18 protein-coding genes are annotated in these 22,019 nt (G+C 70.0%); 16 read left to right on the forward strand and 2 right to left on the reverse strand.

Going from position 1 to position 22,019, the window contains the following annotated elements:
• Window positions 1-67: 67 nt before the first annotated feature.
• The 4 genes from bcp to pucL all read left to right on the forward strand — a co-directional run bounded on the left by bcp (window position 68) and on the right by pucL (window position 2,518).
• Complete coding sequence (gene bcp / locus RS86_RS00725) at window positions 68-535, forward strand: thioredoxin-dependent thiol peroxidase (RefSeq protein ID WP_045270292.1); 468 nt, start codon at window positions 68-70, stop codon at window positions 533-535.
• A gap of 240 nt (window positions 536-775) precedes the next feature.
• Window positions 776-1,279 carry a 2-oxo-4-hydroxy-4-carboxy-5-ureidoimidazoline decarboxylase gene (uraD, locus tag RS86_RS00730; RefSeq protein WP_045270293.1) on the forward strand — a complete coding sequence of 168 codons (504 nt, stop codon included), beginning with the start codon at window positions 776-778 and terminating at the stop codon, window positions 1,277-1,279.
• Window positions 1,276-1,617 carry a hydroxyisourate hydrolase gene (gene uraH / locus RS86_RS00735; protein ID WP_045270294.1) on the forward strand — a complete coding sequence of 114 codons (342 nt, stop codon included), beginning with the start codon at window positions 1,276-1,278 and terminating at the stop codon, window positions 1,615-1,617. Before uraD ends, uraH begins: the two co-directional genes overlap by 4 nt.
• 7 nt (window positions 1,618-1,624) lie before the next feature.
• Window positions 1,625-2,518 carry a factor-independent urate hydroxylase gene (gene pucL / locus RS86_RS00740; protein ID WP_045270295.1) on the forward strand — a complete coding sequence of 298 codons (894 nt, stop codon included), beginning with the start codon at window positions 1,625-1,627 and terminating at the stop codon, window positions 2,516-2,518.
• Window positions 2,519-2,617: 99 nt separating this feature from the next.
• Here the strand turns inward: pucL and RS86_RS00745 are convergent, their stop codons facing one another.
• A complete protein-coding gene (locus RS86_RS00745; protein WP_045270296.1) occupies window positions 2,618-3,394 on the reverse strand; it encodes an SDR family oxidoreductase in 777 nt (258 codons plus the stop codon).
• A 113-nt stretch (window positions 3,395-3,507) separates the two neighbouring features.
• Here RS86_RS00745 and aceE point away from each other — a divergent pair, with 113 nt between their 5' ends.
• Entirely contained in the window at window positions 3,508-6,213 is a 2,706-nt protein-coding gene (gene aceE / locus RS86_RS00750; protein WP_045270297.1) for a pyruvate dehydrogenase (acetyl-transferring), homodimeric type, read from the forward strand.
• 309 nt (window positions 6,214-6,522) lie between these two features.
• Entirely contained in the window at window positions 6,523-7,449 is a 927-nt protein-coding gene (locus RS86_RS19740) for an endonuclease domain-containing protein (RefSeq protein ID WP_152642020.1), read from the forward strand.
• Between the two features lie 147 nt (window positions 7,450-7,596).
• Here RS86_RS19740 and RS86_RS00760 read toward each other — a convergent pair whose 3' ends face one another.
• On the reverse strand, window positions 7,597-8,397 hold the full coding sequence (locus RS86_RS00760; protein ID WP_045270298.1) for an IclR family transcriptional regulator: 801 nt from the start codon (window positions 8,395-8,397) through the stop codon (window positions 7,597-7,599).
• A gap of 191 nt (window positions 8,398-8,588) precedes the next feature.
• Between RS86_RS00760 and RS86_RS00765 the strand changes: the two genes are divergently transcribed.
• The 10 genes from RS86_RS00765 (at window position 8,589) to RS86_RS00810 (ending at window position 22,005) form a co-directional block, all read left to right on the forward strand.
• A complete protein-coding gene (locus tag RS86_RS00765; RefSeq protein WP_045270299.1) occupies window positions 8,589-9,980 on the forward strand; it encodes an NAD-dependent malic enzyme in 1,392 nt (463 codons plus the stop codon).
• Between the two features lie 5 nt (window positions 9,981-9,985).
• Entirely contained in the window at window positions 9,986-11,260 is a 1,275-nt protein-coding gene (locus RS86_RS00770; protein WP_045270300.1) for a DUF6986 family protein, read from the forward strand.
• Window positions 11,257-12,078 carry a bifunctional allantoicase/(S)-ureidoglycine aminohydrolase gene (locus RS86_RS00775; protein ID WP_045270301.1) on the forward strand — a complete coding sequence of 274 codons (822 nt, stop codon included), beginning with the start codon at window positions 11,257-11,259 and terminating at the stop codon, window positions 12,076-12,078. The genes RS86_RS00770 and RS86_RS00775 overlap by 4 nt, the downstream gene beginning before the upstream one ends.
• 81 nt (window positions 12,079-12,159) lie before the next feature.
• A complete protein-coding gene (locus RS86_RS00780; RefSeq protein ID WP_045270302.1) occupies window positions 12,160-12,687 on the forward strand; it encodes a DUF4304 domain-containing protein in 528 nt (175 codons plus the stop codon).
• Window positions 12,688-12,974: 287 nt separating this feature from the next.
• Complete coding sequence (locus tag RS86_RS00785; RefSeq protein ID WP_045270303.1) at window positions 12,975-13,775, forward strand: hydroxypyruvate isomerase family protein; 801 nt, start codon at window positions 12,975-12,977, stop codon at window positions 13,773-13,775.
• Between the two features lie 32 nt (window positions 13,776-13,807).
• Window positions 13,808-14,686, forward strand: a complete 879-nt coding sequence (locus tag RS86_RS00790) for a 2-hydroxy-3-oxopropionate reductase (protein WP_045270304.1) — start codon at window positions 13,808-13,810, stop codon at window positions 14,684-14,686.
• Window positions 14,687-14,856: 170 nt separating this feature from the next.
• Window positions 14,857-16,644: a glyoxylate carboligase gene (gcl, locus tag RS86_RS00795; protein WP_045270305.1), complete on the forward strand. Its 1,788-nt coding sequence runs from the start codon at window positions 14,857-14,859 to the stop codon at window positions 16,642-16,644.
• 32 nt (window positions 16,645-16,676) lie between these two features.
• Complete coding sequence (locus tag RS86_RS00800; RefSeq protein ID WP_045270306.1) at window positions 16,677-17,825, forward strand: glycerate kinase; 1,149 nt, start codon at window positions 16,677-16,679, stop codon at window positions 17,823-17,825.
• Window positions 17,826-18,003: 178 nt separating this feature from the next.
• On the forward strand, window positions 18,004-19,377 hold the full coding sequence (gene allB, locus RS86_RS00805; RefSeq protein WP_045270307.1) for an allantoinase AllB: 1,374 nt from the start codon (window positions 18,004-18,006) through the stop codon (window positions 19,375-19,377).
• 405 nt (window positions 19,378-19,782) lie between these two features.
• Entirely contained in the window at window positions 19,783-22,005 is a 2,223-nt protein-coding gene (locus RS86_RS00810; RefSeq protein WP_082076460.1) for an ATP-dependent Clp protease ATP-binding subunit, read from the forward strand.
• Window positions 22,006-22,019 lie beyond the last annotated feature (14 nt).

A 22,019-nucleotide genomic window follows, 5' to 3' on the forward strand; every position in this document is an offset into this window, starting at 1 on the left:
GTCGCTGAGCCCGTCGAAGCGCCCGGCCCCCCTGGATTCGCCGACCCCCATCCGAAACGGAGACATCATGACCACTCGCCTCGCCCCCGGCGACGCCGCCCCCGCCTTCGCCCTCGACGACGCCGACGGCGCCCGCACCGCCCTCGAGGACTACCGCGGCAAGAACGTCGTCGTGTACTTCTACCCCAAGGCCGCGACCCCCGGCTGCACCACCGAGGCCTGCGACTTCCGCGACAACCTGTCGTCCCTCGCGGCCGCGGGCTACTCCGTGATCGGCGTCTCGCCCGACGAGGTCGCCGACATCCGCGCCTTCTCGGACGCGGAGGGCCTGACCTTCCCGCTGCTCGCCGACACCGACGCCGCCGTGGCGCGGGCGTGGGGCGTGTGGGGCGAGAAGACCGTGGGCGACCGCACGTTCGACGGCGTGATCCGCTCCACGTTCGTGCTGGACGGCGAGGGCGTCGTGCAGCGCGCCGAGTACGGCGTCGACGCCTCGGGTCACGTGGCCCGCCTGCGCGCCGAGCTCGGAGTCTGACCCGGCGCACCGTTCCACCACCCCGAGTCGTCCCCCTCAGCGGAGCCCAGAGCGTCCGCTGAGGGGGACGACTCGCAATGGGGGTTGACAGGGCAGGCTTCCGTCCGCAGAATAGTTACACATGCTGAAATAACAGTTCCGGACTGCGGAAACTATCTTCGCGATAGCAACGGATCCTCTCGATAGGATCCGACCGTACTGACTTACACGCCGGATGCCAGCATGGCTTGAGGATCGAAGATGTTGCTCGAGGAGTTCAACTCCGCAGGCCGTGACGACGCCACGGCCGCTGTGAAGCCCGCACTGGACATCGCCCGCTGGATCGGAGCGATCGTCGACGGCCGTCCCTACGCCTCGGTCGACGCGCTCTCCGCCGCCGCCCTCGAGGTCGCGGCACCGCTCGCCGAGGACGAACTCGACGGAGCGCTCGCGCATCACCCGCGCATCGGCGCCAAGGTCGACGGCACGAGCGCCGAGGCCGCGCACTCGCGCCGCGAGCAGCCGAGCGTCGACGACGCCACGGCGGCCGCCCTCGCCGAAGGCAACCGCGCCTACGAGGAGCGGTTCGACCGCGTCTTCCTCGTGCGCGCCGCAGGGCGGAGCGCCGAGGACATCCTCGCCCTGCTGCACGAGCGGCTCGGCAACACCGACGAGCAGGAGCTCGCCGTCGTCGACCAGCAGCTGCGCGAGATCGCGGCCCTGCGGCTCGCGGCAGCCATCGAGACCGAAGGAGCGAGCGCATGAGCGTCTCCCACGTGACCACCCACATCCTGGACACATCGATCGGGCGCCCCGCGCCCGGCGTCGCCGTCGCACTCGAAGCCCGCGACGGCGAGGGATGGGTCGGGATCGGTACGGGCTTCACCGATGCTGACGGGCGGGTGAAAGAGCTGGGTCCGGAGCGGCTGGAGAGCGGTGCATACCGCCTCCGGTTCGACACCGCGGCCTACTTCGCCGGCATCGAAACGGACACCTTCTTCCCGGAGGTGGTGCTGACCTTCCTGGTCGACGCCGAACAGGCGCACTATCACGTGCCGCTGCTGCTCAGTCCGTTCGCCTATTCCACCTACCGAGGAAGCTGAGATCGCTATGACCAACATCATTCTGGGCAAGAACCAGTACGGCAAGGCCGAGAACCGCGTCGTCCGCATCACGCGCGACACCGACCGTCACGAGATCGAGGACCTGAACGTCACCTCGCAGCTGCGTGGCGACTTCGCCGCCGTGCACTTCGAGGGCGACAACGCCCACTGCGTCGCGACCGACACGCAGAAGAACACCGTCTTCGCCTTCGCCAAGGACGGCATCGGCAGCCCCGAGGAGTACCTGCTCCGCCTCGGCCGCCACTTCACCGGCGAGTTCGACTGGGTCACCGGTGGCCGCTGGGCCGCCGAGCAGTACACCTGGCTGCGCATCCAGGGCGATAACGGCGAGCACGACCACGCGTTCGTCCGCGGCGGCACCGAGACCCGCACCGCGATCGTGCAGATCGACGGCGACGAGACCACGGTCACCGCGGGTCTGCAGGACCTCACGGTCCTCAAGTCCACGCAGAGCGGCTTCGTCGGCTACCCGCGCGACAAGTACACCACCCTGCCCGAGACCGAGGACCGCATCCTCGCGACCTCAGTGACGGCTCGCTGGCGCTACAACCGCACCGACATCGACTTCAACGAGACCTTCGCCAACGTGCGTCGTCTGCTGCTGGCCGGCTTCTCGCGCAACTACTCGTACGCGCTGCAGCACACGCTGAAGGAGATGGCCGAGGCCGTCCTCGCTGAGCACCCGGAGATCGACGAGATCCGCTTCTCGACCCCGAACAAGCACCACTTCGTCGTCGACCTGTCGCCGTTCGGCCTGGAGAACCCCAACGAGGTGTTCTACGCCGCCGACCGCCCCTACGGCCTCATCGAGGCGTCTTTCCTGCGCGAGGGCGCAGACGCCGACCACTGGTCGTGGGACGCCTTCGCCGGCTTCTGCTGAGCGCGCACCGAAGCACCGCGCGGAGGCTCCGCACTGACGCTCCGCACTGAGATGAGGGGATGGATCTGCCTGATGGGATCCATCCCCTCATCCGTCGCCTCAGCCGCGTCCGCCGAAGGGCATCCCGCTCGCCGTCACCGTGAGTGCGCCGATGTTCGCCTCGGCCGGCAGATCCGCCATGAACAGCACGGTGCGGGCCGCCGCGTCGACGTCGAACGTTGGCTCGACCCTGCGGCTGCCGTCGGCCTGCAGCGCGCCGGAGCCGACGCCGAGCTCGTCCATGATCTCGGTGCGGGTGTTGCCGATGTCGATCTGCCCGCAGGAGATGCGGAACGGGCGGCCGTCCAGGTCGATCGAACGCGTGAGCCCGGTGAGCGCGTGCTTGCTCACGGCGTAGGCGACCGAGAGCGGGCGAGGCGCCTGCGCGGAGATGGATCCGTTGTTGATGATCCGACCGCCCTGCGGATCCTGCGCGCGCATCACCCGCATCGCGCCGCGCGCGCACAGCAGCGCTCCTGTGACGTTGACGGCGAGCGTCCGCTCCCAGTCGTCGAGCGAGATGTCGGCCGCCGACACCGCGGGGCCGAACGCGCCCGCGTTGTTGAACAGCACGTCCACCCGGCCCCACTCCTGCACGACGCGGTCGAAGAGGGCGTCCACCTCGGACTCGACCGTGACGTCGGTCGGCACCACGAGAGCGTTCGACGGGATACCTCCGCCCTCGGGCGCATCCGGACGCCCTGCCGCCGTCTCGGCCAGCGCGGCCTCGCGCCGCCCGGCCAGCGCCACGCGGTAGCCGGCCGCCAGCATCGTGCGCGCGACGGCGCGCCCGATCCCCGATCCTGCACCCGTCACCACGGCGATGCGTCCGCTCATCGTCACTCCTCGAACCTCAGAACCGCTGCCCGATCGGCAGCCTCCTACATGTAGCAGATCAGCCCCGTCGCCCGATCGGCGGCCTCCCGATACATCTCACAGAAAGGCCGAAGATGCACGAACAGAGCAGCTCCGCCGCCCCCGGATCCGAGACCCTGGATCACGACCCCGAAGAGACCGCCGAATGGCTCGAGTCGCTGGACGCTCTCGTGGCGCAGCGCGGCGCAGAGCGCGGTGAGCACATCGTGCGCTCGCTCGCCGCCCGTGCCGGCTACGCGCCGGAGCCCACCGCGACGACGGACTACGTCAACACGATCGCGGTGTCCGACGAGCCCGCGTACCCCGGCGACCAGGAGCTCGAGCGCCGCTACCGCGCCTGGATGCGCTGGAATGCCGCGATCCTGGTGCACAGGGCGCAGCGCCCCGGCATCGGCGTCGGTGGCCACATCTCCACGTATGCGGGCGCCGCGACCCTGTACGAGGTCGGCTTCAACCACTTCTTCCGCGGCAAGGACCACCCCGGCGGTGGCGACCAGGTGTACTTCCAGGGCCACGCGTCGCCCGGGATGTACGCCCGCGCCTTCATGGAGGGGCGCCTCGGCGAGGAGAACCTCGACGGCTTCCGCCAGGAGAAGTCGCGCGAGGGTCACGCCCTGAGCTCCTATCCGCACCCGCGGCTCATGCCCGAGTTCTGGGAGTTCCCGACCGTGTCGATGGGCATCGGCCCGATGAACGCGATCTACCAGGCGCAGTCCAACCGGTACCTGCAGGGCCGGGGGCTCAAGGACACGAGCGACCAGCACGTCTGGGCCTTCCTCGGCGACGGCGAGATGGACGAGCCGGAGAGCCGCGGACTGCTGCAGCTCGCGGCCAACGACGGTCTCGACAACCTGACGTTCGTGGTCAACTGCAACCTGCAGCGCCTCGACGGGCCGGTCCGCGGCAACGGCAAGATCATCCAGGAGCTCGAGGGCTTCTTCCGCGGCGCCGGCTGGAACGTCATCAAGGTCGTCTGGGGTCGGGAGTGGGACGACCTGCTCGCGCGCGACGCCGACGGCGCCCTGCTGAACCTGATGAACGTCACCCCGGACGGCGACTACCAGACCTACAAGGCCGAGTCGGGAGGGTTCATCCGGGAGCACTTCTTCGGCAAGGACCCGCGCGCGCTCGCGCTGGTGGAGAACCTCACCGACGAGCAGATCTGGGGCCTCAAGCGCGGCGGTCACGACTACCAGAAGGTGTTCGCGGCGTACCAGCAGTCGCTCTCGCGCAACGGCAAGCCCACGGTCATCCTGGTCAAGACGGTCAAGGGCTACGGCCTCGGCCCCCGCTTCGAGGCGCGCAACGCCACGCACCAGATGAAGAAGCTCACGCTGCAGGATCTCAAGGACTTCCGCGACCACCTGCGGGTGCCGATCACGGACGCCCAGCTCGAGGCCGATCCGTACCAGCCGCCGTACTACCACCCCGGTGCCGACGCCCCCGAGATCCGGTACCTGCAGGAGCGCCGCCGGGCGCTGGGCGGCTACCTGCCGGAGCGCCGCCCGCACGCGTCGGGGGAGATCGCCCTGCCCGACGCGAAGGCGTACGAGGTGGCCGCACGCGGATCCGGCAAGCAGCAGGCCGCGACCACCATGGCGTTCGTGCGCGTGCTCAAGGACCTCATGCGCGATCCCGGGTTCGGCAAGCGGATCGTCCCGATCATCCCCGACGAGGCGCGCACCTTCGGCATGGACGCGTTCTTCCCGACCGCGAAGATCTACAACCCGAACGGGCAGAACTACCTCGCCGTCGACCGCGACATCGTGCTCTCGTACAAGGAGTCCACGGCGGGGCAGATCCTGCACGTCGGCATCAACGAGGCCGGATCCATCGCGGCCTTCACCGCGGCGGGCACGGCCTACGCGACGCACGGAGTGCCGCTCGTACCGGTGTACGTGTTCTATTCGATGTTCGGCTTCCAGCGCACCGGCGACTCCCTGTGGGCGGCCGCCGACCAGATGACGCGCGGCTTCCTCATCTCGGCGACCGCTGGTCGCACCACGCTGACCGGCGAGGGCCTGCAGCACGCCGACGGGCACTCGCCGCTGCTCGCCGCGACGAACCCGGCCGTGGTCACCTACGACCCGGCGTTCGGCTACGAGATCGGCCACATCGTGCGCGCGGGGATCGAGCGCATGTACGGCGCCGACTCGACCGACCGCAACCACATCTACAACCTCATGGTCTACAACGAGCCGATCGTGCAGCCGGCCGAGCCCGAGGGCGTCGACGTGACCGGGATCCTCGGCGGGATCCACCGGATCGCGCCGGTCGAGGCTCCGCGGGCGCACCTGCTCGCGTCCGGCATCGGCGTGACCTGGGCGCAGGAGGCGCAGCAGCTCCTCCGCGACGACTGGGGCGTGGACTCCGACGTGTGGTCGGTGACGAGCTGGACCGAGCTGCGCCGCGACGCGGTCGCCGCGGAGGAGGACGAGTTCCTCGGGCGCGGTGCGCGCACGCCGTTCCTCGCGCAGCAGCTCGCGGACGCGCACGGCCCGATCGTGGCCGTCAGCGACTACGCCAAGGACCTGCCGGACCAGATCCGCCAGTTCGTCCCGAACGACTGGGCGAGCCTCGGCGCGGATGGCTTCGGGTTCTCCGATACGCGCGCCGCGGCCCGCCGGTTCTTCAAGATCGACGGACCGAGCGTGGTGGTGCGCACGCTGCAGCTGCTCGCCGCGCGCGGCGAGGTGGACGCGGCGATCCCCGCCCGGGCCGCCGAGAAGTACCGCCTGCTCGACGTCAACGCCGGCACGAGCGGCACCGACGCGGAGTGACGCCCCTCCGGGGAGGCGCGCTGCGCCAGTAGGTGCGGCGCGGTGCTGGGCGAAAGATGGAAGACGTCGCTCCTGACTCAGCGGGGGCGACGTTTTCCATCTTCTCGTGGGAACCGCGAGGTGGTGAAGATGGAAAGCGTCGCTCTGCGGATCCGGAGAGCGACGTTTTCCATCTCGCAGTGCTTCCTCGGCTGCCGAGAGTGGTCCGCGGTCCGCGGTCCGGCCTCCCCAGGGCGCTCTGGTCGGTGGGTTTCCACGGATCACGTGATCGCGGCTTCGCCGGGTTCGGCCCTCGGCGAGCATCGGGGGATGCATCACCGGATCCCTTTGCCATCGACGCTCGGAGCGCCGTTCACTCTGCGCGAGGCGCAGGCCGCCGGTCTCGGTCGCGCCAGGGCGGATGCGCGCGACCTGCATCGCCCGTTCCGGGGTGTTCGTTCGAGCGAGGCTCCGGAGACGTTCGCCGCCGTCGTCGCGTGCGGAGCGCGGCGGCTGAAGCCGCGGCAGCGTTTCGTGGGCGTGACGGCGGCGCGGCTCTGGGGGTTGCCCCATCCTCGGCGGTGGAAGCGGGGCGAGCCGCTCGAGGTGGTCGTGCCGCCGGACGCGACTCCGCCGAGGAGCCGGGGCATCGGTGGTCGTCGGCTCAGGGAGGATCGGGCGGCGACGTGGCGGATCGGATCCCTTCCGGTGGTGGATCCGATCGCCGCGGTTCTCAGCTGTGCCGCGGACCTGGACGTCGCGCAGGCGGTGATCCTGCTCGATGCGCTGTTCGCCGACGCCGACAACTACCCAGGGCTGCGGCGGGGGCGACCCGTGGCCTCTCCCCACGAGCTGGGCGAGCGCGTGCGTCAGTGGGGGCGGTTTCCCGGGCGCATGACGATCCTGGCGGCTCTGCCCCGAGCCCGCGTCGGCGTGGAGTCTCCGAAGGAGACCGAGACGCGCCTGCTCATCGTCGATGCAGGGCTGCCCGAACCGGTCGTCCAGCACGAGGTCCGCGAGGGGCGGCGGCTCGTGGCGCGGATCGATCTCGCCTACCCGCAGTGGAGGATCGCGATCGAGTATGAAGGCGACGGGCACCGCACCGATGCCGCCCAATGGCGCCGGGACATCCAGCGTCAGCGCGAGCTCGAGGACCGCGGCTGGATCGTCATCCGTCTCACCCAGCTCGACCTGACCGGCGGATCCGGAGCGTTCCTCACCCGGATCCGCCGGGCGATCGCCATGAGGCAGGCGTGACGGATCCGGGTCGGCCGGACACTTGTCGGCCGTTGGGCGTCACCGCGAGATGGGTTTCGCTGTTCGCCGGGGTCGTGGAGCCGCGTTTTCCATCTCGCTGCGCGGATAGACGGGGGATGGGGGCGCCCTGTGGGCACCCGGCCCGGGCTATGCCGCGACGTCGGCGGCGATCGCGCCGGCGGCCTCGCGCAGCAACGGCACGGCGCGCTGGCCGAACTCCTCCGTGACGCGGGCGATCGGGCCGGACACCGAGACTGCGGTCGGCGTGGGGGCGCCTGGTACGGCCATCGCGTAGCAGCGCACGCCGATCTCCTGCTCCTGCTCGTCGATCGAGTAGCCGCGTTCGCGGATGACGTCGAGCTCGGCGAGCAGCGCGTCGACGGTGCCGATGCTGAACGAGGTCGGAGTGCTCATGCCGGTGCGGCCGACGATGCCGCGCACGGTGTCGTCGTCGAGCTGGGCGAGGATCGCCTTGCCGACGCCGGTGTCGTGCACGTTGGCGCGGCGGCCGACCTCGGTGAACATGCGCATGGAGTGCTGCGAGGGCACCTGGGCGACGTAGACCACCATGTCGCCGTCGAGCACGGCCATGTTGGCGCTCTCGCCGAGGGCGTCGACGAGGGTCTTCAGCTGCGGACGCGCGAGCGCCCCGAACTGGCGGGACGCGCCCTCGCCGATGCGGATCAGCCGCGGACCGAGCGCATAGCGGCGGTTCGGCAACTGGCGGGCGTAGCCCAGCGAGACGAGCGTGCGCAGTAGCCGGTGGATCGTCGGCAGCGGGAGGTCGGTCGACGCGGAAAGCTCGCTGAGGGTGACGTCGCCGCCGGCGTCGGTCACGAGCTCGAGCAGCTCGAACACCCGCTCGACCGACTGCACGCCGGATCCCGCACTCCTGCCGGGCTTCGGCTCAGAGACCTTCGTGCCTGTCGTGCTCGGATTCTCCGCCATGTCAGCTCCCGTCCTTGCGGTAATTCCATCATGCGAGAGTGCCGCGCCGGAAATCCGAGGGGATTCGAATCCCGCCTTGCGCAAAACTTCCACGATAGAGATAATAGTGTCCACTATACGAAAGTTGTAAGAGTTCATCACGCAACCAGCGCCCGAGGCCTCCGCCCGGGACGCCTCGATGAGGAGGAACCATGGCGAACCCGGGTCCCGGAAATTCGATCACGCTGCGCATCGACGCGCCGTCCAACTTCACCGTCACGAGCGAGCTCGCCGCGGCCGCTGCGGCCGCCGGCGCCGTCGTGACCGCCCTCGACGTCGTCGAGTCGCACCCGACGACGATCGTCGTCGACCTGACCTGCAACACCACGGGCGAGGAGCACGCCGACGAGGTCCGCGCGGGCGTCGAGGCGCTCGAGGGCGTTGTCGTGCGCCAGGTCAGCGATCGCACGTTCCTGATGCACCTGGGCGGAAAGCTCGAGGTGGTGCCCAGCGTGCCGCTGCGCAACCGCGACGACCTGTCCCGCGCCTACACGCCCGGTGTCGCCCGCGTGTGCATGGCGATCGCCGAGGACAAGAGCAAGGCCCGCAACCTCACCGTCAAGCGCAACACGATCGCGGTCGTCACCGACGGCACCGCGGTGCTCGGCCTCGGCGACATCGGTCCGGAGGCCGCGCTCCCGGTCATGGAGGGCAAGGCCGCGCTGTTCAAGCAGTTCGCGAACGTCGACGCCTGGCCGGTCTGCCTCGATACCAAGGACACCGAGGAGATCATCAAGATCGTCAAGGCGATCGCGCCGGTCTACGGCGGCGTGAACCTCGAGGACATCGCGGCCCCGCGCTGCTTCGAGATCGAGGCGCGCCTGCGCGAGGAGCTCGACATCCCGGTCTTCCACGATGACCAGCACGGCACGGCGATCGTCACGCTCGCCGCGCTGCGCAACGCCCTCAAGGTGGTCGGCAAGACGATCGGCGAGGTGCGGATCGTCGTCTCGGGCGTCGGCGCCGCCGGCAACGCGATCGTGCAGCTGCTGCTCGCCCAGGGCGCGGTCGACATCGTCGCCTGCGGCCGCAACGGCGCGATCCACCGCGGCGAGGAGTACACCGACGCGCACCGTACGGAGCTCGCCGCCACGACCAATCCGCGGGACTTCTCCGGCACCCTCAAGGAGGCGGTCGTGGGTGCAGACGTGTTCATCGGCGTGAGCGCCCCGCACGTGCTCGACGAGAACGACATCGCCGCCATGGCGGATGACGCGATCGTGTTCGCGATGGCGAACCCGACCCCCGAGGTCGACCCGATCGTCGCGGCCAGGCATGCGGCCGTCGTCGCCACAGGGCGCAGCGACTTCCCGAACCAGATCAACAACGTCCTCGCGTTCCCCGGCTTCTTCCGGGGCCTCCTCGACGCGGGCGTGTCGGACATCACGCCGCCTATGCTGGTCGCAGCCGCGCAGGCGATCGCGGAGCGCGTCGGCGATGACGAGCTCAACGCGAGCTTCATCATCCCGAGCGTGTTCGACCCGCTCGTGGCCGGCGCCGTCGCCGAGGCGATCGTGCGCGTCGTCGAGTCCTCGAAGGAGTGAGCCGGATGGCCGCAAGCACCCTGGGCGAGGCCGACCTCGCCGACATCGACGCCCGCCTCGCCGGCACCGACACGCTGCTGTCGACCGAGTACCCCGGCGACGACGGATCCCGCCAGCCCGTGCACACCCTGTACGTGCCCGCCGACCGATTCCGGCTCGACCTCCCTGCCCAGTCCGGGCAGGCGGCCGCCGCCGCGGTCGCGGAGTTCGGCGGAACCGTCGCGCTCGCCCAGGCGGTCGGCCTCGGCGCCCTCGCCGCAGAGCTCGCACCTCTCGTCGACGCGAAGCTCGAGCGCGAGCCCATCGAGGACCTGCGCCTGGACTTCGAGGACGGCTACGGCACCAGGCCCGACGAGGAGGAGGACGCGGATGCGATCCTCGCCGCCGAGCGGGTCGCCGCTGCCGTCGCCGCCGGCGTCGCACCGCCCTTCATCGGGATCAGGTTCAAGTGCTTCGAGGCGCCCACGCGCCGCCGCGGGATCCGCACGCTCGACCTGTTCCTGTCGACCCTCGTCGCGAACGGTCCGCTGCCTGACGGCCTCGTGCTGACGCTGCCCAAGGTCACCACGGTCGAGCAGGTCGAGGCCATGGTCTCGCTCTGCGAGCGCTTCGAGGAGCGTCTCGGACTGCCGGCGGGTCGGCTGCGCTTCGAGGTGCAGATGGAGACGCCGCAGCTCATCGTCGCCGCCGACGGATCCGTCCCGGTCGCGACGCTCCTGCACCGCGCCGACGGCCGGGTGTCCGCACTGCACTACGGCACCTACGACTACAGCGCCTCGCTGCAGATCGCGGCCGCATACCAGTCCATGGAGCACCCCGCGGCGGACTTCGCCAAGCAGGTCATGCAGGTGGCGGTCGCCGAGACCGGTGTGCGGATCTCGGACGGATCCACCAACGTGATCCCCGTCGGGGATCCGGATCACGTCCTCGAGGCGTGGACGCTGCATGCCCGCCTGGTGCGGCGCTCGCTCGAGCGCGGCTACTACCAGGGCTGGGACCTGCACGCCGCGCAGCTGCCCACCCGGTACCTCGCGACCTACGCGTTCTACCGCGAGGGCTTCGCCGCCGCGGCCCGGCGCCTGGACAACTACCTGCACGGCAGCGACGCCACGATCATGGACGAGCCGGCGACCGCCAGGGCCCTCGCGCGCTTCGTCGTGCGCGGTCTGGAGTGCGGCGCGCTCACGGCCGACGAGGTCCGCGCGGCGACCGGATCCGAGCCGGCGGAACTCATCCGTCTCGCCCACCCGAAGCTCAACACCAAGGAGGCCGTCTCTTGAGCGCCCGCACCTACTACACCCCGGCCGGCGGCCTGCCCCCGCAGTCCGACCTGCTCACCGACCGCGCGGTCGTCAAACTCGCGTACTCGTTCATCCCGAAGGGTGTGCTGCGCGACATCGTCACCTCGAGCCTCCCCGGCTTCACGGACGCCCGCGCGTGGATCCTCGCCCGGCCGACGCCGAGCTCGGCGCAGACGTTCTCGCAGCTCATCGTCGAGATCGCGCCCGGAGGCGGCGCCGCCAGGCCCGAGGCCGAGGCGGGCGTCGAGAGCGTGCTGTTCGTCACGGCCGGCGAGCTCACCCTCACGCTCGAGGGGGAGCGGCACGTGCTCGAGGCCGGCGGCTACGCGTTCATCACGCCGAACGCGCAGTGGTCGCTCGAGAACGAGGGGTCTGGGATCACCAGCTTCCACTGGATCCGCAAGGCCTACGAGTACCTCGAGGGCGTCGATGCGCCCGCCTCGTTCGTCACGAGCGACAACGACATCGAGCCGGTCTCGATGCCCGACACCGACGACGTGTGGGCGACCACCCGCTTCTCGGACGCCAGCGACATGGCGCACGACATGCAGGTGAACATCGTCACCTTCAAGCCGGGCGGATCCATCCCGTTCGCGGAGACCCACATCATGGAGCACGGCCTGTTCGTGCTGCAGGGCAAGGCCGTCTACCGCCTCAACGACGACTGGGTGGAGTGCGAGGCCGGCGACTACATGCTGCTGCGCGCCTTCTGTCCGCAGGCCTGCTACGCCGGCGGTCCCGAGGACTTCCGCTACCTGCTCTACAAGGACATGAACCGCCAGATCAGGCTGACCTGACGTTCCTGAGCCTGAAATGATCGCGCCTCTCCGGAATCGGGGAGGCGCGATCGCATTCATCCAGCCGTCCATAATGGGGCGATGACAGGCCTCCCCGAGATTCCGCCGGACTGGTTCCGCTGGCGCCTCCGGCGGCGCGGCAGGAACGCTCCGATCGTTCCCGATGTGCCGGCGCAGGAGATCTATGCAGCCGTGATCAAGGACGTCGTCTCTCCTGCCTTGCGGGAGCAGGGGCTGGTGGGATCGGGCGGGCGGTACTCGATCAAATCGGAAACCCATTGGGCGCTGCTGGCACTTCAAAAGTCCTGGTACAGCGACAGCGCCGAGGTGCGGTTCACGGTGAATCTGATGGTCGTACGGCGCGACGACTGGGACGAACTCGTCCGTGAGCATCCGTACTACGGAAAGAAGCCGTCGGCGATCACCACATACCGCGACCCGGTGCGCCAAGTGCGGATCGGTGAACTCGTAGACGACTTCGAGGACAAATGGTGGCGCATCTTCTCCGGCCAGGACATGGATGCGGTGCAGTCAGACCTTCTCGGCAACCTGATCGACGTCGGCCTCCCCTGGCTGCGCAGTCAGGTCGCTGAGACGTCCGCGCACTGAATCCCAAAGCCGAAACCGGCCCATTGCCCTCGCCGGCCCTGCTCTGAGCGCCGGCGGTCGGCGCCCGGTTCGTCGGGTGCACCGCTTGCTGCCGAGCGCACCGGAAGTTCGCGCCGATATCCCGTGCGCTCGGCACGTTCCGGTGCGCTCGGCGAGAACAGCGCAGCAGGATCCGGATCCGCATCCGACCCGTTGACATCCACCGCCTCTCGGCCTAAACTTTCATCAATCAAGATTTTCTTTCCATAATTCGGAAAGGCCCGATCTAAGACATCAAGGACGATCTCATGAGCTACACCGTCAACGCCTCGATCCTGCTGACCGACCTGCCGATCCTGGAGCGCCCGGCCGCCGCGAAGGCCGCCGGTTTCGACGCCGTGGAGTACTGGTGGCCGTTCTCCGTCGCCGTGCCCGAGCAGGACGAGGTCGACGCCTTCGTCGCCGCGATCCAGAACGCGGGCGTGCAGCTGACGGGCCTGAACTTCTTCGCCGGCGACATGCCGGGCGGCGACCGCGGCCTCGTGTCGTGGGTCGGCCGTGAGGACGAGTTCGCGGGCAACATCGACGTCGTGGTCGAGATCGGCCGCCGTCTCGGCACCAAGGCGTTCAACGCGCTCTACGGCAACCGCCTCGAGGGCGTCGACGAGAAGGCGCAGGACGACCTGGCCGTGAAGAACCTCGCCGCCGCCGGACGTGCGGTCGCGGAGCTCGGCGGCGTCGTGCTGCTCGAGCCGGTCAGCGGCACCCCGGCCTACCCGCTGAAGACCGCGGCCGACGCGCTCGCGATCATCGCGCGCGTGAAGGAAGAGGAGGGCGTGGACAACGTCAAGCTCCTCGCCGACTTCTACCACCTCGCCGTCAACGGCGACGACGTGCCGGCCGTGATCGCGGGCCACGCCGCGGAGTTCGGCCACATCCAGATCGCGGACGCTCCCGGCCGCGGCGAGCCCGGAACGGGCGAGCTGCCGCTCGGCCAGTGGATCTCCGACGCGCAGGCCGGCGGCTACGCCGGCGTCATCGGCCTCGAGTACAAGGCCACCCAGGCGGATCCCTTCGCCTGGACCACCACCGCGGCCGCCCAGGCCTGACCTCACCAGACTTTCCGCGAAGGAACGAAGACATGACCCGCATCGCATTCATCGGCCTCGGCATCATGGGCCTGCCCATGGCGAAGAACCTCGTCACGGCCGGCTACGACGTCGTCGGCTACAACCGCAGCCAGGAGGCGATCGACAAGCTCGTCGCCGCCGGAGGGGCCGGGGCGACCGGCATCGCCGACGCCGTGAAGGACGCCGACGTCGTCATCTCGATGGTTCCGGACTCCCCGGACGTCGCGGGCGTCGTGCAGGGCCCGGACGGGGTCTTCGCGAACGCGAAGGCCGGAGCGCTCTGGATCGACAACTCCTCGATCCGCCCCGACGTGGCCAAGGAGCTCGCCGAGGAGGCCGTCGCCGCAGGGCTCGGCGTCGTCGACGCCCCGGTCTCCGGCGGCGAGCAGGGCGCGATCGACGCGGCCCTCTCGATCATGGTCGGCGGCTCCGCCGAGGACTTCGCCGCGGCGGAGCCCGTGCTGAACGCGATCGGCAAGACCATCGTGCACGTCGGCCCCGCGGGCGCCGGCCAGACGGTCAAGGCCGCCAACCAGCTCATCGTGGCGGTCAACATCCAGGCGCTCGCCGAGGCCGTCACCTTCCTCGAGGCGTTCGGCGTCGACACCGACGCGGCGCTGAAGGTCCTCGGCGGAGGACTCGCCGGATCCAAGGTCCTCGACCAGAAGGGCCAGAAGATGCTGAACCGCGACTTCGCGCCCGGCTTCCGCCTCGCCCTCCACAACAAGGATCTGGGCATCGTCACCTCGGCTGCTCGCTCTGTCGGGGTCACCGTCCCGCTCGGCTCGGCCGTCGCGCAGCTCGTGAACGCCCTCGTCGCCCGCGGCGACGGAGGCCTCGACCACTCTGGCCTGTTCAAGCTCACCACCGAGCTCTCCGGCCGCGACTGATCACTCTCCCTTCTCGGGGTCGCAGCGTCCTTCGTCTCGCTTCGCTCGCTCAGGAACCGACCTTCTCCGGTCCCTGAGCTCGCTCAGGAACCGACCTTCTCCGGTCCCTGAGCGAGGAGCGAAGCGACGAGACGAAGGGCGCGACCCCCATCAAGCCAAAGGAAACTCCCATGACCCGCATGCGTGCAGTCGACGCGATCGTCCAGATCCTGATCAAGGAAGGTGCGGACGAGGCGTTCGGCCTCCCCGGCGCCGCCATCAACCCCCTCTACTCCGCGATGCGCGCCAATGGCGGCATCCGGCACACCCTCGCCCGCCACGTCGAGGGTGCGAGCCACATGGCGGACGGCTACAGCCGCACCGGCGACGGCCGCATCGGCGTGTGCCTCGGCACCTCGGGTCCCGCCGGCACCGACATGATCACGGGCCTCTACGCCGCGATCGCCGACTCGATCCCGATGCTGTGCATCACCGGCCAGGCGCCGGTCGCGAAGCTCGACAAGGAGGACTTCCAGGCCGTCGACATCGCGTCGATCGCGAAGCCGGTCACGAAGTTCACCAAGACCGTCCTCGAAGGCGCGCAGGTTCCCGGCGCCTTCCAGACGGCGTTCCAGATCATGCGCTCCGGCCGTCCAGGCCCGGTGCTGATCGATCTGCCGTTCGACGTGCAGATGACCGAGATCGAGTTCGACATCGACACCTACGAGCCGCTGCCCGTGGCGAAGCCGGTCGCGACCCGCGCCCAAGCGGAGAAGGTGCTCGACCTGCTCATCGCCTCGGAGCACCCCGCGATCATCGCCGGCGGCGGCATCGTGAACTCCGGCGCCTCGGCCAAGCTCGTCGAGCTCGCCGAGACCCTGGGCGTGCCCGTGTTCCCGACCCTGATGGGCTGGGGCGTGCTCCCCGACGACCACCCGCTGGCCGCCGGCCTGGTCGGGATCCAGACCTCGCAGCGCTACGGCAACGCGAGCTTCCTGGAGAGCGACTTCGTGCTGGGCATCGGCAACCGCTGGGCGAACCGCCACACCGGTGGCCTCGACACGTACCGCAAGGGCCGCACCTTCGTGCACGTCGACATCGAGCCCACCCAGATCGGCCGCGTGTTCGCACCCGACTACGGCGTGGTCTCCGATGCCGGCGCGTTCATCGACGCGCTGCTCGAGGCCGCCCGCGAGCGCGTCGCGGAGCTGCCCGACTACAACACCTGGGCCGAGGAGTGCCGCGACCGCAAGGCGCGTCTGCAGCGCAAGACCAACTTCGACGACGTGCCGATGAAGCCGCACCGCGTGTACCAGGAGATGCTCTCCTCGTTCGACCGCGACACCACGTTCGTCACGACGATCGGACTGTCGCAGATCGCCGGTGCGCAGCTGCTGCACGTGTACGGTCCGCGCAAGTGGATCAACGCCGGCCAGGCAGGGCCCCTGGGCTGGACCGGCCCCGCCGCCCTCGGCGTCGTGCGCGGCAAGCCGGGCGAGCAGGTCGTCGCGCTCTCGGGCGACTACGACTTCCAGTTCATGATCGAGGAGCTCGCCGTGGGCGCGCAGCACAAGCTGCCATACATCCACGTCGTGGTGAACAACAGCTACCTGGGCTTGATCCGCCAGTCCCAGCGCGGCTTCGAGATGGACTACGAGGTGTCGCTCGCGTTCGACAACGTGAACACCCCGCAGGACTCCTCCAGCATCGCGACGGGCTACGGCGTGGACCACGTCAAGGTCGCTGAGGGGCTGGGCTGCAAGGCGCTGCGCGTCGAGCGTCCGGAGGATCTGGCCGCCGGCTTCGCCGAGGCGCAGCGCCTGCGCGACGAGTTCCAGGTGCCCGTGGTCGTCGAGGTCATCCTCGAGCGCGTGACCAACATCGCGATGGGTGCCGACCTTGACACCATGAACGAGTTCGAGGACCTCGCGACGTCGCCGGCCGACGCTCCCGAGGCGATCTACGCGCTGCTCGACTGAGCCGCGTCCTTCCGGCCCGTAGCATTCACACCATGCGCATCCTGATCGCCTCGGACAAGTTCAAGGGCTCTGCCACAGGGCCCGCGGTCGCCGCCGCTCTCGCGGAGGGGATCTCCCAGGCCGCGCCGGGGACCGTCATCGACGCGGTCCCCGTCGCGGACGGCGGGGAGGGCACGGTCGACGCCGCGCTCGCCGCCGGGTTCGAGGCGGTCACGGCGACGGTGACGGGGCCCACGGGCCTGCTCGTCGAGGCGCGCTTCGGCGTGCGAGGCGAGCAGGCCATCATCGAGATGGCTGCGGCGAGCGGGCTCGATCTGCTGCCGGGCGGGGTGAAGGACGCGCTCGGCGCCACCAGCCGGGGGACCGGAGAGCTCATAGCCGCGGCGCTCGACCACGGGGCGACCAGCATCGTGCTCGGCATCGGCGGCAGCGCCAACACCGACGGCGGCGCGGGCATGCTGCAGGCGCTCGGCGTCTCGCTGCGCGACGCCGAGGGGCACGAGCTGCCGGGGGGCGGCGGGGCGCTCGGGCGTATCGCCGCGGTGCACGTGTCGGAGCTGGATCCGCGTCTCGCGGCCACCGAGATCGTGCTCGCGAGCGACGTGGACAACCCGCTCCTCGGAGAGCGGGGCGCGCCCGCCGTGTTCGGCCCGCAGAAGGGCGCGAGCCCGGAGGACGTGGCCGTGCTCGACGCGGCCCTGGCCCGCTACGCCGCGCTGCTCGAGCAGCAGCCCGGCATCCGCGCCGCCACCGCACTGCCCGGAGCGGGCGGCGCCGGAGGCGTGGGCTACGCCGCGCTCGCCGCGCTCGGCGCCCGGCGGGAGCCCGGCGTCGAGGTCGTGCAGCGTCTCACCGGGCTCGCCGAGGCCCTCGGCGCCGGCGACGCCAAGGCCGACCTCGTCATCACCGGCGAGGGCAGCCTCGACGATCAGAGCCTGGGCGGCAAGACCCCTCTCGGCGTCGCGGCGGCCGCCCGCGCGGCGGGCATCCCCGTCATCGCCGTGTGCGGACGCTCCACGCTGAGCCAGGAGGCGGCGCAGGCAGCCGGGTTCGCCCGCGTCTACGCGCTCAGCGAGCTGGAGCCCGATCCGGCCCGCAGCATGGCCGAAGCGGTCTCCCTGCTCACCGAGGTGGGCCGCCGCATCGGCGCCGAGGTGGGCGAGCTCGTGCCGCAGGGCTGACTCCGTGGCCGTTGAGCGAGGACGCCCGTAGGGCGACCGAGACGAAACGTCGCGCTCTCTCGAGCTCCCCGCGTTTCGTCTCGCTTCGCTCGCCCAACGACCTCCCGCTCCGGAACCGGAGCACAATGAATCCAACGAAGCACGACCGGCGCTCGCCGGAGGAAAGGATCCGCACGACATGTCGCAGGATCAGCACGACCTCGCAGGTTCGCACTACGACCTGGTGATCCGCGGCGAGCGGGTCCTCACCAGCTCGGGGCTCCGCCCCCGGGAGGTCGGCGTGCGTAACGGCGTCATCATCGCGATGGAGCCGCTCGGCAACGACCTCCAGGCGGACGAGATCATCGAACTCGCCGACGACGAGACCCTGATCCCCGGGCTCGTCGACACGCACGTGCACGTCAACGAGCCGGGCCGCACCGAGTGGGAGGGCTTCTCCTCCGCCACCAAGGCCGCGGCCGCCGGGGGCGTGACCACGATCCTGGACATGCCGCTCAACAGCATCCCGCCGACGATCGACGTCGAGGCCCTGGACATCAAGCGCGACGTCGCCCGCGACCAGGTGCACGTCGACGTGGGCTTCTGGGGCGGCGCCGTTCCCGGCAACGTCGACAAGCTGCGCGGACTGCACGACGCCGGCGCCTTCGGGTTCAAGTGCTTCCTGCTGCACAGCGGGGTCGACGAGTTCCCGCCGCTGGATCCCGACGAGCTCGAGGCCGACATGCGCGAACTCGCGACGTTCGACTCGGTCATGATCGTGCACGCCGAGGACTCCCGTGCGATCGACCGCGCCCCCAAGCCCGACGGCGACGACTACGCCAAGTTCCTCGCCTCGCGCCCCCGCGGCGCCGAGAACCTCGCGATCGCCGAGGTCATCGAACGCGCCCGCTGGACCGGCGCCCGCGCCCACATCCTGCACCTGTCGTCGTCGGACGCATTGCCGATGCTGCGCTCCGCCAAGCACGACGGCATCCGGCTCACGGTCGAGACCTGTCCGCACTACCTCACGCTCACGGCGGAGGAGATCCCCCTCGGCGCGACCGCGTTCAAGTGCTGCCCGCCGATCCGCGAGGCCGGCAACCGCGAGCTGCTCTGGCAGGGACTGGAGGACGGCACGATCGACTTCATCGTCTCGGACCACTCGCCCTCGACGCTCGACCTCAAGGACCTGGAGAACGGCGACTTCGCCGTGGCGTGGGGCGGCGTCGCGTCGCTGCAGCTCGGCCTTTCGCTGATCTGGACCGAGGCGCGCCAGCGCGGCCTGTCCCTGGAGACCGTGGTGTCGTGGATGAGCGAGAAGCCGGCGCAGTTCGCCGGTCTCACCGGCAAGGGCCGGATCGCCCCGGGCTACGACGCGGACTTCTCGGTCTTCGCGGCCGATGACGCCTACATCGTGGACGTGACGAAGCTGCACCACAAGAACCCGCTCACGCCCTACAACGGCAAGGCGCTCGCCGGCCGGGTGCGCAAGACGTACCTGCACGGCACGGAGATCGACTTCACGACCCCGCGCGGCCGCCTGCTCCGCCGGGGCATGGCCGAGGTCGGCTGACCCCTCCCCACTCCCTCCCCACTCCCTCTCCACTCCCTCTCCACTTCCGCGTCGTCCCTCTCAGCGGAGCCCATAGCGTGCGCTGACGGGGACGACTCGGAAGTAGGGGGCCTGAAGCTCGTCGGCGGTGTGTGACAACGGGGTCGCCATCGTCGGCGGATCCCGAGCGGGCCGATGCCCGTGCCGCCCGGCAGCATCCTGACGGCGCGACGAAGACGCCGGTCGCAACCCTGCGGCCGGCGTCTTCGTCGTGCTCCGAGCGTCCCGACCTCGCGTTCGGACTCGCGCCCGCTCTTGTCCCCGGGGGCCGAACCCGCTAAACTTGAGTCCAATCAACTCAACTTTGAAGAGTCGGAGCGGGTCCGGCTCTTCCGCCACAGACGCAAGGAGAACCCAGGAGGACGAATGGCCACCCCTCAGACGGCACAGCAGGACGGGCAGCAGTCGGCGCTCGAGCAGTTCGGCATCAACCTCACCGATCGCGCCCGGCAGGGCAAGCTCGATCCGGTGATCGGACGCGACGCGGAGATCCGCCGCGTGAGCCAGGTGCTCACCCGGCGCACCAAGAACAATCCGGTGCTGATCGGCGAGCCCGGCGTCGGCAAGACGGCCGTCGTCGAGGGACTCGCGCAGCGCATCGTCGCCGGAGACGTGGCCGAGTCGCTCAAGGACAAGGAGCTCGTGTCGCTGGACATCTCCGCGCTCGTGGCAGGGGCCATGTACCGCGGCCAGTTCGAGGAGCGGCTGAAGAGCGTCCTCAAGGAGATCACCGAGTCCGACGGGCGCGTCATCACCTTCATCGACGAACTGCACGTGCTCATGGGTGCGGGCGGGGGAGAGGGATCCGTCGCCGCCTCCAACATGCTCAAGCCCATGCTCGCCCGCGGCGAGCTGCGCCTCATCGGCGCCACCACGCTCAACGAGTACCGGGAATTCATCGAGAAGGACGCGGCGCTCGAGCGCCGGTTCCAGCAGGTCTACGTCGGCGAGCCCTCGGTCGAGGACACGATCGCGATCCTGCGCGGCCTCAAGGGGCGCTACGAGGCGCACCACGGCGTGACGATCAGCGACTCCGCGCTGGTCGCCGCCGCGTCGCTGTCGAACCGCTACCTGCCCAGCCGTCAGCTGCCGGACAAGGCGATCGACCTCATCGACGAGGCCATGAGCCGGCTCAAGATGGAGATCGACTCGAGCCCCGTCGAGATCGACCAGCTCAAGAGGTCGGTCGACCGGATGCGCCTCGAGGAGCTCGCGCTGAAGAAGGAGAAGGACGCGGCCTCGAAGGAGCGTCTCGCGAAGCTCCGCGAGCAGATGGGTGAGGCCGAGGCCGAGCTCAAGGGTCTCGAAGCCCGCTGGGAGCGCGAGCGCGGCGGCCTGAATCGGGTGGGCGAGCTCAAGAAGCGCCTCGACGAGGCGTTCACCGAGCGCGACAGGGCTCTGCGCGACGCCGACTACGTGAAGGCGTCGAAGCTCGAGTACGAGACGATCAAGCAGCTGCAGGCGCAGCTCGCCGACGCCGAGCGGCAGGCCGACGCGCAGAGCGACGAGCCGCGCATGGTGAACGAGCAGGTGACCGACGAGGACATCGCGGCGGTGATCGCGGCCTGGACCGGGATCCCCGTGGGCCGGCTGCTGCAGGGCGAGAGCGAGAAGCTGCTGCATCTGGAGCGCGAGCTGGGCCGGCGCCTGATCGGGCAGAAGGAGGCGGTCGCGGCCGTCTCGGACGCGGTGCGGCGCTCGCGCGCTGGCATCAGCGACCCCGGCCGGCCGACCGGATCCTTCCTCTTCGTCGGACCCACCGGCGTCGGCAAGACCGAGCTCGCCAAGGCGCTCGCGGAGTTCCTCTTCGACGACGAGCACGCCATGGTGCGCATCGACATGTCGGAGTACGGCGAGAAGCACTCGGTCTCGCGTCTCGTCGGCGCCCCTCCCGGCTACGTCGGCTACGAGCAGGGCGGGCAGCTCACCGAGGCCGTGCGGCGGCGCCCCTACAGCGTCGTCCTGCTGGACGAGGTCGAGAAGGCGCACCCCGAGGTGTTCGACGTGCTGCTCCAGGTCATGGACGACGGTCGCCTCACCGACGGCCAGGGCCGGACGGTCGACTTCTCGAACGTGATCCTGATCCTCACGAGCAACATCGGATCTCCGATCCTGATCGACCCGACGCTCTCGCCCGACGAGAAGCGCGACGCCGTGATGGCCCTCGTGCGCCAGGCGTTCAAGCCCGAGTTCATCAACCGTCTCGACGACATCGTGATGTTCCAGGCGCTCACGGAGGACGACCTGGCGCAGATCGTGGAGCTCACGATCGACCAGCTGCAGCGTCGTCTCGCCGACCGCCGGCTGACGCTCGCCGTCACGCCCGACGCGCGCGCCTGGCTGTCCGAACGCGGCTACGACCCGGTGTTCGGCGCCAGGCCGCTGCGTCGTCTCATCCAGAACGAGGTGCAGAACCGGCTGGCGTCGGCGCTGCTGTCGGGGCGCGTGCAGGACGGCGACATCGTGCGCGTGGATGTCGCGGCGGATGGGTCCTCCCTCGTGCTCACGAGCGAGGGGCCGGCCGCCCCGACGCCTCCCCGGGCCGATGCGGACGACGAGGTGATCGAGGCCGAGCTGCTCGACGAGTGACGCGACGAGAGTCG

Origin of the sequence: Microbacterium azadirachtae, from assembly GCF_000956505.1 — a bacterium.
Lineage (GTDB): Bacteria > Actinomycetota > Actinomycetes > Actinomycetales > Microbacteriaceae > Microbacterium > Microbacterium azadirachtae_A.